The sequence below is a fragment of the Sporofaciens sp. St.21A7 genome, from assembly GCF_059728535.1.
This window is the reverse complement of sequence record NZ_BAAGFN010000001.1, coordinates 269394-286496: the sequence shown is the minus strand read 5'-3', so window position 1 is coordinate 286496 and position 17103 is coordinate 269394. Positions and strand designations below refer to the sequence as shown.

The following is a 17103-nucleotide window of genomic DNA, read 5'->3' as shown; positions in this document are numbered from 1 at the left end:
TTCTCCTCCATTCATCTTTACAGCCGTCCGACCGCTTACCCTTCCAGAAAAAACACCTTGTAATACATCTGCAGAGCCTCTAACAAATCCTGCTTCTCCCGCTGCAGCTGTTTGATCTTCAACTGGCTCCCAATCTCGTCAAACATGGGGTCAAATTCCTCCGCCGTCACTTCAAAACACAGATTCCCGTCCTCCTCATAGACCAATGTAAGGATTCCTCCCACATCATTTACATAGAGTACGCACATAATCTTCAGCTCATCCTTGACGCTCCCCGGCAGCTGCTCAAAATCCGGGTTCAGATAATATTTCTCCTCATAGGAATTCGCGCCGCAGAGCACCACTTTCCCATCATACATAACCATATACCCCTCTCACGGACACTTCTCCGGCATAGACTGCCCTTTCCTGCCCCTCTGTCCGCACAATCAGCTCTCCTGTGTCATTAATCCCGACTGCGTGCGCCTCATACTCATTCCCCGGCTCTAAGACCCTCACATCCTGATTCCGGTTTACCAACAACTGGTTATACTTCTTTCTCACACCAGACAAATCTTCCGTCTCAAGAAATGTCCCATAACAAGACTCAAACTGCTCCATCACAGCGGCAATCAGCTCCGCGCGCCGGACGTTTGCGCCCAGCTCCAGTTTCAATGACGTTGCCTTATCCCCCAGTTCTTCCGGGAACGTTTCCTGATTCACATTAATCCCAACGCCAATGACGACATAATTAATAAAACTGACCTCTGTACTCATCTCCGTCAAAATCCCGCACAGTTTCTTTCCCTGGTAAATGACATCGTTGGGCCATTTAATCCCGCAGGCAAGTCCCGTGACCTTGCGAATCGCCTCTACCACGGCCACCGCCATCAAAAGCGTCAGTTGGGGCGCCTTGCCCGGAAGGAACTTGGGGTGCAGCAATATGGTCATATAGATGCTGGTTCCTGCAGGCGACTCCCATCCCCTGCCCCTTCGCCCTTTTCCCGCCATCTGCCGTTCCGCCACGAAAAGCGTACCGTGTACGGCGTGTTCACCGCCTTTCTCCCCGGCGTCCTTGGCGCGGATATTGGTAGAATCCGTTTCTTCATAATAGACCACCTGCCTGCCCGCCCACTCTGTCCGGACCAGGCTTTCAATCTCCGCCTTAGACATCACATCCGGGCTGCCCACCAAACGATAACCCTTGTTGCGCACAGCCTCAATCTGATATCCCTCTTTCTTCAAATGCTCAATCACTTTCCACACAGCCGTCCGCGACACCTGAAATGCGTCACAAAGCTGCTGTCCCGACACATAGCCATTACTCTCCTTTAACAAACGCAAAATCTCTGATTTCATGCTCTCTCGCCCAATGTTGCAGCCATTACTGCCTTAATCGTGTGCATCCGGTTCTCCGCCTCGTCAAATACCTTCGACTGCGCTGACTCGAATACCTCGTCCGTCACTTCCATATCCTCAATGCCGAACCGCTCATGAATATCCTTACCAATCTTCGTCTTCAAATCATGGAATGCAGGCAGGCAGTGCAGGAAAATCGCCTCTTCCTTCGCATTCGCCATGACGTCCTTCGTCACCTTATAAGGGGTAAGCTCCCGGATTCGCTCTTCCCAGACTTCATCCGGCTCGCCCATGGATACCCAGACATCCGTGTAGATGACATCCGCACCCTTTGTCCCTTCCGTCACATCCGAAGCCAGCGTAATCGTTCCCCCGCTTTCTTTTGCATATCCCCGGCAAGTCTCCACCAGTTCCTCATTGGGGAAATATTTTTCCGTCGTACACGCCACAAAATGCATTCCCATCTTCGCACAGGCAATCATCAGAGAATTGCCCATATTGTACCTCGCATCCCCCATATAGACCAGTTTTATTCCTTTCAGATATCCGAAATGCTCGCGGATCGTCAGCAGATCCGCCAACATCTGCGTCGGGTGGTATTCATTAGTCAGGCCGTTCCAGACCGGTACGCCCGCATATTTTGCCAAATCCTCCACAATCTCCTGTCCAAACCCACGATACTCAATTCCGTCATACATCCTGCCAAGAACCCTTGCCGTGTCCTCGATGCTCTCCTTCTTGCCAATCTGGGAGCCGCTTGGGTCGAGATAAGTCGTTCCCATGCCCATGTCGTGGGCCGCTACCTCAAAGGAACATCTGGTTCTGGTACTTGTCTTTTCAAAAATCAAGGCAACATTCATTCCCCTGTACTTGTCCACCGGCACGCCGTTTTTCTTCTTTTCCTTCAAATCCTCCGCCAAATCCAACAGATAAGTAATCTCCTCCGGCGTGTAATCCTTTAACGTCAAAAAGCTTCTTCCTTTTAAATTCATCGCCAATCCCTCTCTTAATCCTGTTAGTATATGGACGAACCTTGGAAGGTTCATCTTATCGTTCAACGCTTCGTATTTTTTCCAGACCAGATCGTATAGCTGGTCTACGGTGTATATCTGGTATTTGGGAATCTGCAGCAGCTTTGCCGCCGCCTCCAGCATGCCCATAAATAAGTCTTTACTGCTGAAACCAAGGGGTAATTTCAGGACAAATCCAATCTCTGCCTTTTCAATCTCCCGCATATCCGTGAGTAGCCCGTCGAAATACGCCTCGTCATGGGTCTGCTCCAAATAGTAAATGGTTCCTTCCAGTCCATACAGCATCCGTTTCGCATCGTAATAGCCAATCACAAGATTCTGCCGGCTGCGTTTGCCCGAGAATTCAATGATACTCCCAAGCTTTACCCTTGGGGCAATCTCGTACTTCTCGCTTTCCTGGGGCATCCGTACCCGCGGCTCCCGCCCAGGGCCATAGATGCGCACGGCTATAATGTCCTCGTATCCCCGTTTTACCAGTGAATTTAATGGTACATTATTCACCACGCCCCCGTCAATATATTTCTTGCCCTGAATTCTTTCATTTTTAAATCCGATCAGGTAGGCGCTGGCCAGCAGGAAATCTTCCAGAAACCCCTCCGGGATATCTTCAATACTCAAATCCAACTCCTTGAATTCTGACAGGGAAAATGTAAGCAGGCAGAATTCCTTACCGCAGCGCCGAATCGCCTCCTCATCCACCGTCTCATGGATTAATTGGCGCAGCGGCGTCACGTCTACGCCTCCGTCTTTCAGCATCTTCCATCCTTCATTCAGGAATTCTTTGACGGTCGTCTGCTTCCGGAACAGACGTTCCATCCACTCGTCGTCTACGTCCATGACGGTCGAAAACGTCATCTCCCGCCAGATTCCCTCAGCCTTCTCAATATCGCCCATGCAGATCAACGCGCCGTTCAATGCGCCTACCGAAGTACCGGCAACGGCATTGAACTTCACTCCCGCTTCCACGAGAGCCTTCCATGCGCCAATCTGGTACGCGCCGCGCGCTCCGCCGCCGTCCAGTACCAGTCCATACTCTTTTGAAATATCTATCACAGGTTCCATAACATCACACCTCTTTCCTGTCTGCTGCAATTTGTGCATCTGCCTATTCCTTAACTTCTATAATTAGCCGCGTCTCTGCCGCGCAGCCTCAAACATCAGCACAGAAGCCGCAATCGCCGCATTCAGCGACTCAACCTCGCCCTTCATCGGTATCTTAATATAAGTATCCGCCAATTCCGCAATCTCTTGCGTCAGCCCGTTTCCTTCATTCCCAATCAGGAACGCACAAGGTTTTTGGTAGTCTTCCTTATCATAATCACAGATTCCCTCCAGATGCGCCGCATAAGTCCGAACACCTTTTGCTTTCAGGAATCTGACGGCATCCGCCAGATCTGCCGTATAGCAGAACGGCATCCGGTAGATGGAACCCATGGTCGAACGGATGGTCTTTGGATTATAAATATCGACACTCTCCTGATTCATGATAATCCCGGTGACGCCGGCTCCTTCCGCAGTCCGGAAAATCGTCCCCAGATTGCCGGGATCTTGCAAATGGTCTAACACGATAATGTGGGGAATCTCTCCTTTCGCCACATCTTCCACCCCATACTCCTTCTGTCTGGCCACACAGAGTATCCCCTGAGGCGTCTTGGTATCGGACACATAGCCGAATACCGTATCCGATAATATTTCCACAGCGGCTTTTTTCCTTCCATTCTCCGTCAGGAATTGCCCTGTCATGTCACGTTCTTTCTTATAAAATGTCTCCGACACATAGACTTCTTTCAATATTTCCGATGGCATCTCCCGGAACATCCGGATTCCCTCCACCAGAAATACCTTCTCCTCGTCCCTTGCTTTACGCTTCTTTTTCAGATTCACCAGACGTTTTACTTTCGCGTTGGATGTGCTTGTTATCTTATCCATTCCTGCCCTTTCTGCTTCCATCTCTCCAAACTTATCACGCTATATTATAGACCATCCCGATAGTGAATACAACTATTAGTATTTGTCTTTAAAAGCAATCCTCAACGCGGCAGGCGTCAACCTCACGGATATCGACGAGTTGAAGGAATAACCAGACGGGACTGTTGATGAAAGGAAATATCCATTCCCCTTAATCAACAGTCCCGTCTGAATCATTCACAGCGCCGTCCTTATTACGCTCTCATCGCTCCATCCACAGACAGCACTTCTCCCGTCACATAACTAGCCATATCGCTTGCCAGGAACAGGAACGCATTGGCAATATCCTCTGGCTCGCCAATCCTGCGCAGCGGAATTGCCCCAATCATCGGCTGTATCATCTGTTCCGGCAGAGCAGCCACCATATCCGTCTTCGTAATTCCCGGAGCCACCGCATTTACCCGGATATTGCTCGGCCCCAGCTCCCTTGCAAGAGAAAGGGTCATACCATTTACCGCAAACTTACTGGTGGGATAAGCAACGCCGCCCGGCTGTCCGGATATGCTGACCATGGAGCTTGTATTCAGGATACATCCGCCGCCCTGTTCCCTCATAATGGCAACCGTCGGCTGTATCGTATTGAACAATGCATTGACGTTCAGCTTCATCACCTTCTCGAACTGCCCCTCGGCATAGTTCTCGACCTTTGTGCTGTCAGAAATACCGGCATTATTAACCAGAATGTCAATCCTTCCGAACTGCTCCTTAATCTTTTCAATCGCAGCCTTCACCGCTCCTGCGTCCGAAAGATCCGGGCAATCCCCCGCTACTTCCCAGTCTGCGTTCTCCGCTTTCAGCGATGAAAGCGCCTTATCTACCGTTTCCTGTCTGGAACCGAACAGTACGACCTTTGCGCCGTTTTCCAGATACTTCTTCACGATTGCATAACCAATCCCTCTCGTGCCGCCCGTAACAACAGCCACTTTTCCTTTTAACATGTAACATTCCTCCTGTCTGTCCTGAAATTTGCCCAGGCATCTACCGCCAATCCCTTGGGACATACGGACAATTTTTTATTATAAACCATATGGTCTACACCTTAAATCTGTATCCAACCCCCCATATCGTCTCAATATACTGCGGATTGGAAGTATCCATCTCCACCTTCTCACGAATCTTCTTGATATGCACCGTCACCGTAGCAATATCCCCGATAGACTCCATATCCCAAATCTCCCGGAACAGCTCCTCCTTCGTGTACACATGGTTAGGATGGCTTGCAAGGAAGGTCAGCAAATCGAATTCCTTCGTGGTAAACGTCTTCTCTTCCCCGTTAATCCACACTCTTCTCGCCGTGGTGTCAATTTTAAGGCCCCGGATTTCTATGACCTTATTCGCCTCCACCGCGCTCCCGGTCAGCCGGTCATACCTTGCAAGATGCGCCTTCACCCGCGCCACAAGCTCGCTGGGGCTGAATGGCTTCGTCATGTAATCATCTGCACCAAGGCCAAGCCCCCGAATCTTATCAATATCATCCTTCTTCGCCGAGACCATAATAATCGGCGTATTCTTCACATCCCTGACCTGACGGCAGATGTCGAATCCGTCCACTCCCGGCAGCATCAAATCCAGGATGAACATGTCATAATCCTCTTTCAAGGCTTTCTCAAGCCCTGTTTCCCCGTCATTAGCCACCTCTACCTGAAAACCGCTCAGTTCCAGATAATCCTTCTCCAAATCTGCTATCGCCTCTTCGTCTTCCACGATTAAAATCTTACTCATACACCGGCACCTCCTGATATTTTCTAAGGACAAAATACATCGTCGTTCCCGTCTCTTCCCTGCTGGTTGCCCAAATCTTGCCGCCATGCTCCTCGATAATCTTCTTCACGATAGAAAGCCCGATACCGCTCCCTCCCTTAGAAGAATTCCTCGAAGCGTCCGTCCGGTAGAACCGGTCGAATATATTCGGCAAATCTTTTGCCGCAATGCCTCTCCCATTATCCTCTAACTCAACCTGGACAAAATCCCCCACGTCCTTTACCCGCAGGTTAATCTTTCCCTTGGGCTTGTCCATATATTTCATAGAATTATTCACAATATTGTGGACCACCCGCTTGATCTGCTCCGCATCCGCAATGACCTTCACGCCTCCATCCACATAATTAAAATACCCGAACTCCACGCCCCGAGACTCAAGCTCCACGGACAAATCCTCCGCACAATCTTCAAAATACGCATCCACAGACAGCGTATTAAAATTATAGGGAATCCGGTTGGTATCAATCTTGGTATACAGTGTCAGCTCATTAATCAGCGTGTCCATCTCACTGGCTTTGTTGTATATCGTACGGATATACCGCTCCATCTTCTCCGGGGTGTCCGCCACACCGTCCATGATCCCTTCTGCATACCCCTTAATCGCCGTCACAGGGGTCTTGAGGTCATGGGAAATATTGCTGATTAACTCCTTATTTTCCTTATCAAACTTAATCTTCTCCTCCGCATTATCTTGAAGACGTTTCCGCATATCCTCAAGGCTCTGGCAGAGTTCCCCGAGTTCATCGTCTGCCTCCGCTTCCAGTTCAAAATCCAGATTCCCATCCTTAATCTTCTGCGCCGCAACCTGCATCTTCCCAAGAGGGCGCATCACGCCCCGGTAAATCCAGAGAATCAGCACTGCCGCCGTCAGGATCAGCACCACGACAATTCCGGCCACCACTTCCATGTAAAGCCGCTCAACCTCCGGAATCACGCCGCGCACATTTACCACCACGAACGCGCTCCCCTCTTTCTCATCGGGGTAACAAAAATCCACCTGCTTCACAAGCACCTGCGCATCCCCGCCCAAATAGAGCCCGTTCTCAGGCTCCAATTCCGAAGCTCCATATCCCGGAAGGTTTGCGATGACAGGCTCAGCCTCTTCCATATCCGCGCCGACATAGATCAGCATACTGCCTTTGCGCACCAGAAGATACGCCTGCCTTTTTCTCAATTTCTGGTTAAATTCTTCCAAAAATGTAGCGTCTTCCATCTTGTCAGGATTATCGTCAACCATCTCGTCAAGTTCATGGTAAAATTTTTCCGTAAGGCTGGACAATACGGTAACAGAATTCGACAGACTCTCCGTCGTCATACCGGTAATCTCATAGGTTTTCTCGATTGCGCTCATCTGGTATTTTCCAAACAGACATGCAATTGTCGCCGTCAAAAGAATCGGGATTAAAATAACCGTCAGAAAAGCGATGATCAATCTTGTCTTTAACTTCATCTTCATGCCTCCCGTACAGCAATAAATAAAGTATAGCATGAAAAAGGACGCTTTACAGCAAAGCGTCCATAAACTTTTATAAAATTTTTATAAATAGTCAGACAATCTATAGATATTTCTTCAAAATCTCTACCTTATTCGTCTTCTCCCACGGCAGATCCAGATCCGTGCGGCCGAAATGCCCGTAAGCTGCGGTCTGTTTGTAAATCGGCCTGCGCAAGTCAAGCATCTGGATAATTCCTGCCGGACGAAGGTCAAAATTCTCACGGATCATGTCTACCAGCTTTTCATTGCTAATCTTGCCAGTCCCGAACGTGTCTGCCATGATAGAAGTCGGGTGTGCAACGCCGATTGCATAGGACAACTGAATCTCGCACTTCTTCGCCAGGCCTGCCGCAACAATATTCTTTGCAACATAACGCGCCGCATATGCCGCCGAACGGTCTACCTTCGTGCAGTCTTTCCCTGAAAATGCACCGCCGCCGTGGCGCGCCATTCCGCCATAGGTGTCTACGATAATCTTCCGCCCGGTAAGCCCGCTGTCGCCGTGAGGCCCGCCGATGACGAAACGTCCGGTGGGATTGATGAAGAACTTCGTATCATCGTCCACCATATCCGCCGGGATGACTGCGTCGAAGACATATTTCCGGATATCCTCGTGAATCTGCTCCTGGGTCACATCCGGGTCATGCTGAGTAGACAGAACGACCGCGTCCAGACGTACCGGGATTCCTTCCTCATTGTATTCTACCGTTACCTGTGATTTGCCGTCCGGCCTTAAATAAGGCAGTGTGCCCTCCTTCCTTACTTCCGCAAGCTTTCTGGAAAGCTTATGTGCCAATGCAATCGGATACGGCATCAGTTCCGGCGTCTCGTCGGAAGCGTAACCGAACATCATTCCCTGGTCCCCTGCGCCGATTGCCGCGATTTCTTCCTCTGACATCTGATTGTTCTTCGCCTCTAACGCTTTGTCAACGCCCATTGCAATATCGCTGGACTGCTCGTCGATTGCCGTGAGCACGCCGCAAGTCTCGGCGTCAAATCCATATTTTCCGCGCACATAGCCGATTTCTTTAATGGTTTCCCTAACGATTTTCTGAATATCCACATATGCCTTCGTTGTAATCTCGCCCATGACAAGGACAAGCCCCGTGGTGGTACTCGTCTCGCAGGCAACCCGGCTCATAGGGTCTTGCTCCATCAATGCGTCCAGAATCGCGTCTGAAATCTGGTCGCACATCTTGTCCGGGTGTCCCTCTGTTACTGATTCTGATGTGAATAAATGTCTCTCCATTTTTATTCCACTCCTTTTCTTCTTGATGGCGTACTTTCTCTTCGTCAATGACCGGACACATATGGCATAAAAACAGCCCGCCATAAGCGGACTGTTTTATATCTCATAAACCAATCCTCTTATTGTTCGATTACTCGCTCAGGTTGGCACCTTCCCGTGTCGGGGGTTGCCGCAGCTTCATAGATCCTTTGTATCTCCACTGCTCTGAATAAGAGAAAGTCAGCATGATTAAATTGTCTGTTTTCATATATGAATATAACCTATTTGGAGTGAATTGTCAATATAATTTCTGTTGTTATTCATGTTCCGTCAAAGGTTTAAACTCAATCCCGTCAATACAATTTTCATATAAAAAATGTTTTATCTCTTCCATATTGTTTGTTTCATAAAACTCAATTAACAATTTCGTAAAAGTGGGCTGTAACTCAATAGGGACGGAGATGATCCCACATCCATTTGCAATCATACCATGGTTTCCCGCCAACATAGACGTCCGCTTGTTGCCGTCCAGAAACATCTGTTTCCGAACCAGATAAAGCATCATAGTAAGCGCCCTGTCTGTCGGGTTATCTATCCGGTTAATTTCCGCCATTTCCTCTTTTATCTGTGATTCAATAGGCATATCAGGTTTCCAAGTCGTACCGCCGATACTGACCGGTACATCGCGCAGATATCCGGCACGTATAATCAGATTATCCCCGCCCACATATTGGTTAATCTTACAGACAAACGGATAATCTGTAGGATAATCTAATGTATCAAGCACGAACTGCCATGCATGTTTCAAATTATTCACGGCTACAATATCCGACACCTTAACTCCCTGAACACTCATTCCATTATAAATCGCTTCTGTATCAGGGTAAGTCACTGCCAGTCCTTCCAATCTTGCACTTTTCCAAATATAATCTACAATATTCCTTTTTGCAACAAAAATGTTCTCTTCCCGTGTCATATGGTATTTTGCTTCCATAATCACTCCCCCGTTTCCAATATATCAACAATTCCGTTAATCTATTTGCATCACCCATCATAACAGAAAAATTGCTGCATATCAACAGATGCTTACACAAGCCCATGCTTTTGCAGCCTCGCCCTGATTGCCCCGTTTGTCCTGCCATGTTTCACGGCAATCTGTGACATCTTCATGCCCGCCTTAAATTCACTGACCAGCCGCGCGTCTTCATCCTGCGTCCAAGCCGACCTTGCATTCGCCTGCTTTCCAAGCGCCGCCGCCTCGTCGCCGCTTACCCCTCTTTCGCCGATAAAATAATCTACAATCATCTTCTGGACAGCCTCCGGGTACATAAAGACCTGGTATGGCGTTCCTCTCTGGCTCACTTTATCAATGGCCTTTATTCCCTGTTCCCCGCCTTGTTCTGTCCGGGATTTGAGAAATATGCCCTCTTGTTCTTCCTCTGCCATCAGGCCTTCTGTCATCAAGTAGTCCCATATAACCGTCGTTGTCGCCTTCTTTATATTCCCGGCAGTACTGACAGCGTTCAACCTGTCCCTGATTTCACTAATCGTATAATACTCGGCATATTCAAAATTCTTTGCGTCCTCCGGCTGAATGTAAAAAAGAGCTTTGGAACTTGCGGAGCCTGCCTGGCTATACATATCCGTACCAGTCTGGTTATACATCGCCGCACCTTCCTCTTCCACGTTCGATGTCGTTGCAGAATTGGGATGAGCCGCAGCAAACGACTTGATTGCATCAATAAACCTCTGCCCGTATTTATGGAATTTATTTTCCCCAACTCCGGACACGCCAAGCATATCCTGCCTATTCTCCGGCATCCTGACGCACATCTCAATCAGAGTCTTATCGTTGAAAATGATATAGGGCGGCATTCCTTCTTCTTTGGCAATCGTAAGACGTAACTGCCGGAGTTCTTCAAATAACTTATATCCTGCGCTGGTAAGGGAATCCGTACTTCTTGCCTTTTTCTTACTGGCGGCAGGCATCTCCTTTTCTTCAAACTTCCGGATCATCACCCTTGCGTCTTCTCTCTTTAACCCGGTGATATCCCCCATCTGAAGAACCGGGTACTCCCCGCTGGTCTGGACAATATATCCGTCCCGCTGCATTTGGTCGATCAGAAGATGGAGATCCTTCTCCTTCATATGCTCCAATGCACCATAGGAGCGATACGCATTCGCCCCGACTTCCCGTATGCGGGCGCGGTTCGCCCCAAGCAGCGTACCGACTACAATACTCTGCCCGTATCTCCCTCTGGTTTCCGCAATACAGTTAATAACCCATTTCGCTTCGGTGGTCATATCCACCTCTGTGTAATCTCGGTGGCAATTCCCACAGTTGTCGCAAGGGACGCCTGCGCGCTCACCGAAGTATTCCAATATGTAATTCCTGAGACAGGACGTGGTCTTGCAGTATCCTTCCATAACCTGAAGCCTGTGGGCGTCCCTCTGACGAATCAGTTCGATGTCCTCAGCGTCCATTTCCTCAAAACTCTTCTTCTCAAGCAGGAACTTATTGATCATCACATCCTGCGCCGAGAACAGCAGGATACATTGGGAATTCTCACCGTCACGCCCGGCGCGTCCCGCCTCCTGATAGTAGTTCTCCATACTCTGGGGCATGTTGTAATGGATAACAAACCGGACGTTCGACTTGTCAATTCCCATACCAAAGGCATTGGTCGCCACCACTACCGACGCCCGGTCATAGATAAAATCATCCTGATTCTTCTTGCGGGCCTGATTGTCGATTCCTGCATGGTAACTGGTCACAGGCACGCCCCGCCGGGCCAGGTCTTCAAACAACATATCCACATTTTTCCTAGTCGAACAGTATATGATTCCGCTCTCATCGGGATGTTTTGCGATATAATCTGCCACAAAACGGTCCTTCTGCTTCCCGGTCAGATGCTCCACACGGTAATACAGATTCTCCCGGTCGAACCCGGTCACGGTAATATTGGGGCGGTCAAGTTTTAAAATGCACTCAATGTCGGTCTTTACCTCTTTCGTTGCCGTTGCGGTAAATGCGCTCACGATGGGACGATTTGGCAGGGAATCGATAAAGTCTACGATTTTCAGATAGCTCGGCCGGAAATCCTGCCCCCACTGGGAGATACAGTGCGCCTCGTCCACTGTGACCATGGAAATCTCCCCGTTTAATGCAAAGCGCAGGAACCGGTCGCTTTCCAGCCGCTCGGGCGCCACATAGATAATCTTATACACACCCTTTGCCGCAAGATCCAGGGCTTTAGATATCTGCGTCTCGGTCAGGGAGGAATTGATAAATGCGGCGTGGATTCCGGCTTCATTTAATGACTTGACCTGATCCTGCATCAGGGAAATCAACGGGGAGATTACCAGCGTGACGCCGGGGAGCAATAATGCAGGGACTTGGTAGCAGATGGATTTGCCTGCGCCTGTAGGCATGATTGCCAGAGCATCCCTCCCGGATAGGATTGCCTTTATGATGTCCTCCTGCCCGGTTCGGAAGGAGGCGTATCCAAAGTATTTTTTTAATATATCGACGGCATTCATAATATCATCATTTCCTCCTTGCTTATTGAAGTCCGATTCAAATACTGACTGACATTTATTATATTACAGAATTTCTTTCGTGAAAAGCGATAATTGTATTTGCTGAAAAATAATAGAACCACCGGACAGGACTGGCGTCCACTCCGTTTCTTCATATATTTAAGAAAACAAAAAAAGACAGTCATCACCGAAAAAATGACAACTGCCTCATTTTACATAAACTATTTCACGTCTAACTCAAAATCACCACAGCAAATACTGGTCAATCCCGTCCGCAATCCCCACTGCAATCTTCACCTGATACTCCTCCGACGCCATCATCTGATCCTCCTGCGGGTTCGTCATATACCCCATCTCCAGAATCGTAGTCGGAACCTTCGCCCAGTTAATTCCGCTCATGGTATCCGTCTCCCACACCCGCTCATAACGCGCCCCCGTAGCCGCCACCGTGCTATTCAGTACACAGTCCGCCAGCGCCCTGCTCTGGGCATAAATCGCCCCGTTATATGGATTCTCCGGCGTCTGGCAGATGGTCATCATCCCGTTCACACTGCCGTCCGTCGAGCCGTTGGCATGAATGCGTACAAACGCGTCTGCCCCGGCATCATTCGCCGTCTGCGCCCGCTCTGCATTAGAGATATCCACCTCATTCGTCTCGCGAATCATCAGGACCTCATACCCTCGCTTTTGAAGTTCATCCCTAAGTTTTAGCGAAACCTGCAAAGTCAGCTCATACTCCGGCAATCCCGTGGCTGCCCCGCTGGTTCCTCCTGCTACTTTTGGTTTCGTTTCCGCCGCCCCCGGTCCGACCGGCTCATGCTCACTGTTTCCCCGTATCTGGTGCCCCGCGTCAATTGCCACAAGATAGCCATTCCTAACTGCGCCCGATGTTTCTCCTGTGTCCGATGTTTCTCCTGCAACCTCATCTTCGGAATCCGGATTCCCGGCAAGCCCCTCTCTCTGTTCGCCTGACTGCCCCGATACGTCCTCGCTGTCCGTCACTTCATCACCTGACAGGTCCCCTTCCCCTAATGTTTCCTCATCAAGTGTCTCGTCCTCCCCCGCTCTATCCTCCTGGCCTTTATTCTCATCCACGACAGGCTTTTCCTCATTTCCCCTGGAACACCCCACACACAACAAGAAAACCATCAGTAACCACATGAATCCTTTCCTACGTTTCATCCAACTGCTCCTTACTTAATATTCATAGTCAAATTATATCAAAGTATATACCATCAATCCTATGTTCAACGTGAAACCGGCAGACTACAAACGTAATCTGCCGGCCTTCTCACTACCCTATCTTCAAACGAAATTTCTGAGCCTCTTTCTCGGAGCCAACCTTCTCAATAATCGCCCCAATTCCCCTAAGCTTCTCGTCGAACCGCTCATATCCTCTCTGAATATACACAATATCATCCACAATCGTAATTCCATCTGTAGCCAACCCGGCGATACAAAGAGCCGCCCCTGCACGCAAGTCAGGCGCACTTACCCTTGCGCCGGAAAACCGCTTAATCCCCTCAATGGTTGCAGAATTGCCTTCCACCTTAATACAGGCGCCCATCCTCGCCAACTCATCCAGATATTTAAAACGATTTTCAAAAATGCTCTCCGTAATCGTACTTGTCCCCTTACAAAGAGCTAATGTAACTCCAATCTGCGGCTGCATATCTGTCGGGAATCCCGGATACGGAAGTGTCTTGACATGGGTACTGGTCAAATCCCCCTTGGAGACTACCCGCACAGCATCGTCAAATTCCTCCACCTCACACCCGATTTCCAATAGTTTCGCAATGGTCGCCTCAAGATGCTTAGGAATCACGTTCAATACCGTAACATCCCCTCTCGTCGCCGCCGCCGCGAACATAAACGTCCCCGCTTCTATCTGATCCGGAATGACAGAATACTCCGTACGGTGCAAATGCTGCACCCCGCGTATCTTAATCACATCCGTCCCCGCGCCTCTGATATTCGCTCCCATACTGTTCAAGAAATTGGCCACGTCAACTACATGAGGCTCTTTCGCCACATTCTCCATGATTGTCAGTCCTTCAGCCATCGTTGCCGCCATCATCACATTAATCGTCGCGCCAACACTGACAACATCAAAATAAATATGTTTGCCCACCAGACGATCTGCTTCCGCAATAATCTTCCCATGTTCAATCTCTACATCTGCCCCCAGAGCACGAAAACCCTTGAGGTGCTGGTCAATCGGCCTGCTCCCGATATTACACCCGCCCGGAAGCGCCACTTCCGCATGCTTATACTTCCCAAGGAGCGCCCCCAGCAAATAGTATGACGCCCGAATCTTCTTAATATAATCGTATTCTATGTCAACACTGTTAATATTCTTCCCGTTAATCTTTACCGTATGGCGGTCAACTCTGCGAACACTCGCCCCGATTCCTGTAATTGCATCCAGTAATACATTGATATCATTCACGTCTGGAAGATTATCGACTAATACAGTATCATCTGTCATGATTGATGCGGCAAGAATCGCAAGTGCGGCATTCTTTGCTCCCCCGATTTCCACTTCTCCTACGAGCGGATGGCCTCCTTTTATGATATATTGTTCCATGTGCTGCACCTCAATGTCTAAAATTTATTACTCTCATCTTTCATCTATATTCTATTATCCGTATTTTCAAATATAATAACCTCGGAAATCTCTGGTTTTTCTCTCTGATTTATCCTTATGTACATATAGCCTGCGTGGATATTATACCACAGATTTCGGATTTGTAAAATATTTTTTAATAAACACGTAATTAATTCGTAATATTTATTGTCAAACGGCCACAGATCCCAGAACTGCATCTACCGTATCCTCCAACGAATGTCCGTCCTCGCATATGGTGATATCCGCATACTTTTCAAATAACCGGACTCTTTCGTCGTAAAGATTCTTCAAGGTCTGCCCCTGTTTTAAAACGACGCCTCTGTTTTTGGCATCTCTCAGTCTTTTGTTTATTGTTTCAAAGGAAGCCTGTAAATATACCACTTTCCCAATCTCTTTGTAATGTTTCATCGCATTTTCACAGTAGACCACGCTTCCTCCCGGAGAAATCACCGTCTTTCTTACAGATACCTTCGCATTCACACGGTCTTCAACTGCAAGAAAACCCTCAATCCCTTTTTCCCGAATAATTTCCTTCAAAAGCTTGCCTTCTTCTTCCTGTATCAGTAAATCTACATCTATAAAACGATATCCTAACTGTTTTGCCACAATAATTCCTACCGTACTTTTTCCGACTGCAGGCATGCCAATGAATATGATATTATCCATCCGCCTTCCTCCCTTATCTACTGTCTTTTCATGCATTTTCTCAATATTCTACCATATCTTCTGCGATTCGTCCACCCCTTGTAAAGTTTCGGCAGTTACACCTGTCAAGTGCTTTCATTTTGGGTTCTTACGGAGTAAATCAGAAAAATCTTCTCCTGCAATTTCTGTACTCGCATCTTCTCTGGCACAGTTCATGGTAAGTCATTACCTGAATCAGCTCCATCAGCCAGTCTCCCGTCTCTTCTTCCTCCTCCGCCATCCGGTCATAGATTCTCCTGCACATCATCCGCAGCTGCAGCTGATCCGGAAATTCATCATACATCATACTTCCGTCGTATTCCATCCGGTCACATTCCTCCTCCACATAAGGAAGCAGCCGTTTTGCGGCTCTCGGGTAAATGCTCTTCATATATTCCAAGTCCCGTCTCATCATCTTTTCATCGTCATACAGTAACGGCATTGGATGGGTCATATAAAAAGGTAATCGATTGTCCATGGAATCTCCACTCCTAAGATAAATTATACCCTATCATATGCGCAGAATGGAGATATGTGCGATTTCCGCATTCATCAGAAACCGTTCAGGCAGTCCTATCGGTTTTGCCTAACTTTCAATCGGCCTTTTGAGAATGATGGCGATATAAGAAAAGCTTGACGGAAAAATGACAGAATTGTTATAAAATAGTCACGGCAGGGTCACTTAAATCGCTTATACTAAGCATACATCAGGACGGAAAATAAGAATCACGCCTGAGAGTCAGATAAGGAAGGTGAATTATAATGGAAATGGTGGAAATCAGGAGTATTAAGGAAGCATACAGAGACGGAGGGAATGCGAAGCCAGAGAAACGTATGGAATCATTGAAATTTACATGGGGACTGCTAAGCGTATATCTGGTGGTCCTGACATGGATTATACTGTTTAAGATGCAGTTTGATGTCTCGCTCCTTAGCCATATGAATCTTAGAAGTGTGAATTTCATCCCATTTGCAGAGTCCGCGGTGGTGAATGGCAGAATAGACATATCAGAGATTCTTCTGAATATCGCGGCTTTTATTCCATTTGGGTTCTATGTTTCTATGATTTGCCAGACAGACACATTCAGCTTTAAAGGAGGAAATTTTTTGCGGAAAGTCTTGCCTGTTTTTTGTGTAAGCCTGCTGTACGAGACTTTGCAGTACATTTTTGCCATTGGAGCAAGTGATATCACCGATCTAATCGGAAATACACTGGGCGGAATCATCGGGATTAGTATATTTTCTATGTTTTCTGCATTTCTAGGAGCAAAGGCGGTTAAGATTTTCAATGGTCTTGCGGCGGCGGGGACAGTGATTGTACTCTTGTTTCTGGGGATGCTGCTGTTGGCAAATATGTAAGGGAATCCTGTGCATTAATCTTGAAGTAATAGCGCTCGATATTCGTGTCATCTGTGCGTCTGCCAACGAC

General features: G+C 48.2%; 15 protein-coding genes and 1 riboswitch. Of the genes, 1 reads left to right on the top strand and 14 read right to left on the bottom strand.

Annotation, left to right across the window (positions count from 1 at the left end; translation table 11 throughout):
* Nucleotides 1–35 precede the first annotated feature (35 nt).
* The 14 genes from AC6I3O_RS01445 to AC6I3O_RS01380 all read right to left on the bottom strand — a co-directional run bounded on the left by AC6I3O_RS01445 (nucleotide 36) and on the right by AC6I3O_RS01380 (nucleotide 16152).
* Entirely contained in the window at nucleotides 36–359 is a 324-nt protein-coding gene (locus tag AC6I3O_RS01445) for a DUF6145 family protein (protein WP_497849461.1), read from the bottom strand.
* A complete protein-coding gene (locus AC6I3O_RS01440; RefSeq protein WP_497849460.1) occupies nucleotides 352–1338 on the bottom strand; it encodes a biotin--[acetyl-CoA-carboxylase] ligase in 987 nt (328 codons plus the stop codon). Before AC6I3O_RS01440 ends, AC6I3O_RS01445 begins: the two co-directional genes overlap by 8 nt.
* Nucleotides 1335–3431: an ornithine carbamoyltransferase gene (gene argF, locus AC6I3O_RS01435; protein WP_497849459.1), complete on the bottom strand. Its 2097-nt coding sequence runs from the start codon at nucleotides 3429–3431 to the stop codon at nucleotides 1335–1337. The genes AC6I3O_RS01440 and argF overlap by 4 nt, the downstream gene beginning before the upstream one ends.
* A 63-nt stretch (nucleotides 3432–3494) precedes the next feature.
* Nucleotides 3495–4298: a TrmH family RNA methyltransferase gene (locus AC6I3O_RS01430; RefSeq protein ID WP_497849458.1), complete on the bottom strand. Its 804-nt coding sequence runs from the start codon at nucleotides 4296–4298 to the stop codon at nucleotides 3495–3497.
* 233 nt (nucleotides 4299–4531) lie between these two features.
* Nucleotides 4532–5275: an SDR family NAD(P)-dependent oxidoreductase gene (locus AC6I3O_RS01425; protein ID WP_497849457.1), complete on the bottom strand. Its 744-nt coding sequence runs from the start codon at nucleotides 5273–5275 to the stop codon at nucleotides 4532–4534.
* A 94-nt stretch (nucleotides 5276–5369) separates the two neighbouring features.
* Nucleotides 5370–6059, bottom strand: a complete 690-nt coding sequence (locus tag AC6I3O_RS01420; protein WP_497849456.1) for a response regulator transcription factor — start codon at nucleotides 6057–6059, stop codon at nucleotides 5370–5372.
* Nucleotides 6052–7548, bottom strand: coding sequence for a HAMP domain-containing sensor histidine kinase (locus AC6I3O_RS01415; protein ID WP_497849455.1), 1497 nt, complete (start codon nucleotides 7546–7548; stop codon nucleotides 6052–6054). Before AC6I3O_RS01415 ends, AC6I3O_RS01420 begins: the two co-directional genes overlap by 8 nt.
* A 106-nt stretch (nucleotides 7549–7654) precedes the next feature.
* Nucleotides 7655–8842, bottom strand: coding sequence for a methionine adenosyltransferase (gene metK, locus AC6I3O_RS01410; protein WP_497849454.1), 1188 nt, complete (start codon nucleotides 8840–8842; stop codon nucleotides 7655–7657).
* A gap of 116 nt (nucleotides 8843–8958) precedes the next feature.
* A riboswitch (SAM riboswitch) is annotated at nucleotides 8959–9057 on the bottom strand.
* 80 nt (nucleotides 9058–9137) lie between these two features.
* Nucleotides 9138–9815: a Fic family protein gene (locus AC6I3O_RS01405; protein ID WP_497849453.1), complete on the bottom strand. Its 678-nt coding sequence runs from the start codon at nucleotides 9813–9815 to the stop codon at nucleotides 9138–9140.
* A 92-nt stretch (nucleotides 9816–9907) separates the two neighbouring features.
* Nucleotides 9908–12361 (bottom strand): DNA helicase RecQ, encoded by a 2454-nt coding sequence (gene recQ / locus AC6I3O_RS01400; protein ID WP_497849452.1) that lies wholly within the window; start codon nucleotides 12359–12361, stop codon nucleotides 9908–9910.
* 243 nt (nucleotides 12362–12604) lie between these two features.
* Complete coding sequence (locus AC6I3O_RS01395) at nucleotides 12605–13543, bottom strand: N-acetylmuramoyl-L-alanine amidase family protein (protein ID WP_497849451.1); 939 nt, start codon at nucleotides 13541–13543, stop codon at nucleotides 12605–12607.
* 112 nt (nucleotides 13544–13655) lie between these two features.
* Nucleotides 13656–14948, bottom strand: a complete 1293-nt coding sequence (gene murA / locus AC6I3O_RS01390) for a UDP-N-acetylglucosamine 1-carboxyvinyltransferase (protein ID WP_497849450.1) — start codon at nucleotides 14946–14948, stop codon at nucleotides 13656–13658.
* A gap of 210 nt (nucleotides 14949–15158) precedes the next feature.
* Complete coding sequence (locus AC6I3O_RS01385) at nucleotides 15159–15656, bottom strand: shikimate kinase (RefSeq protein WP_497849449.1); 498 nt, start codon at nucleotides 15654–15656, stop codon at nucleotides 15159–15161.
* Between the two features lie 139 nt (nucleotides 15657–15795).
* Nucleotides 15796–16152, bottom strand: a complete 357-nt coding sequence (locus AC6I3O_RS01380) for a hypothetical protein (RefSeq protein ID WP_497849448.1) — start codon at nucleotides 16150–16152, stop codon at nucleotides 15796–15798.
* Between the two features lie 284 nt (nucleotides 16153–16436).
* Here AC6I3O_RS01380 and AC6I3O_RS01375 point away from each other — a divergent pair, with 284 nt between their 5' ends.
* Complete coding sequence (locus AC6I3O_RS01375; RefSeq protein ID WP_497849447.1) at nucleotides 16437–17033, top strand: VanZ family protein; 597 nt, start codon at nucleotides 16437–16439, stop codon at nucleotides 17031–17033.
* Nucleotides 17034–17103: the final 70 nt, after the last annotated feature.

Coding starts and splice junctions, on each gene's coding strand:
- AC6I3O_RS01445 (WP_497849461.1), bottom strand. CDS start 359: ATGTATGATGGGAAAGTGGTGCTCTGCGGCGCGAATTCCTATGAGGAG.
- AC6I3O_RS01440 (WP_497849460.1), bottom strand. CDS start 1,338: ATGAAATCAGAGATTTTGCGTTTGTTAAAGGAGAGTAATGGCTATGTG.
- argF (WP_497849459.1), bottom strand. CDS start 3,431: ATGGAACCTGTGATAGATATTTCAAAAGAGTATGGACTGGTACTGGAC.
- AC6I3O_RS01430 (WP_497849458.1), bottom strand. CDS start 4,298: ATGGATAAGATAACAAGCACATCCAACGCGAAAGTAAAACGTCTGGTG.
- AC6I3O_RS01425 (WP_497849457.1), bottom strand. CDS start 5,275: ATGTTAAAAGGAAAAGTGGCTGTTGTTACGGGCGGCACGAGAGGGATT.
- AC6I3O_RS01420 (WP_497849456.1), bottom strand. CDS start 6,059: ATGAGTAAGATTTTAATCGTGGAAGACGAAGAGGCGATAGCAGATTTG.
- AC6I3O_RS01415 (WP_497849455.1), bottom strand. CDS start 7,548: ATGAAGTTAAAGACAAGATTGATCATCGCTTTTCTGACGGTTATTTTA.
- metK (WP_497849454.1), bottom strand. CDS start 8,842: ATGGAGAGACATTTATTCACATCAGAATCAGTAACAGAGGGACACCCG.
- AC6I3O_RS01405 (WP_497849453.1), bottom strand. CDS start 9,815: ATGGAAGCAAAATACCATATGACACGGGAAGAGAACATTTTTGTTGCA.
- recQ (WP_497849452.1), bottom strand. CDS start 12,361: ATGAATGCCGTCGATATATTAAAAAAATACTTTGGATACGCCTCCTTC.
- AC6I3O_RS01395 (WP_497849451.1), bottom strand. CDS start 13,543: ATGAAACGTAGGAAAGGATTCATGTGGTTACTGATGGTTTTCTTGTTG.
- murA (WP_497849450.1), bottom strand. CDS start 14,948: ATGGAACAATATATCATAAAAGGAGGCCATCCGCTCGTAGGAGAAGTG.
- AC6I3O_RS01385 (WP_497849449.1), bottom strand. CDS start 15,656: ATGGATAATATCATATTCATTGGCATGCCTGCAGTCGGAAAAAGTACG.
- AC6I3O_RS01380 (WP_497849448.1), bottom strand. CDS start 16,152: ATGGACAATCGATTACCTTTTTATATGACCCATCCAATGCCGTTACTG.
- AC6I3O_RS01375 (WP_497849447.1), top strand. CDS start 16,437: ATGGAAATGGTGGAAATCAGGAGTATTAAGGAAGCATACAGAGACGGA.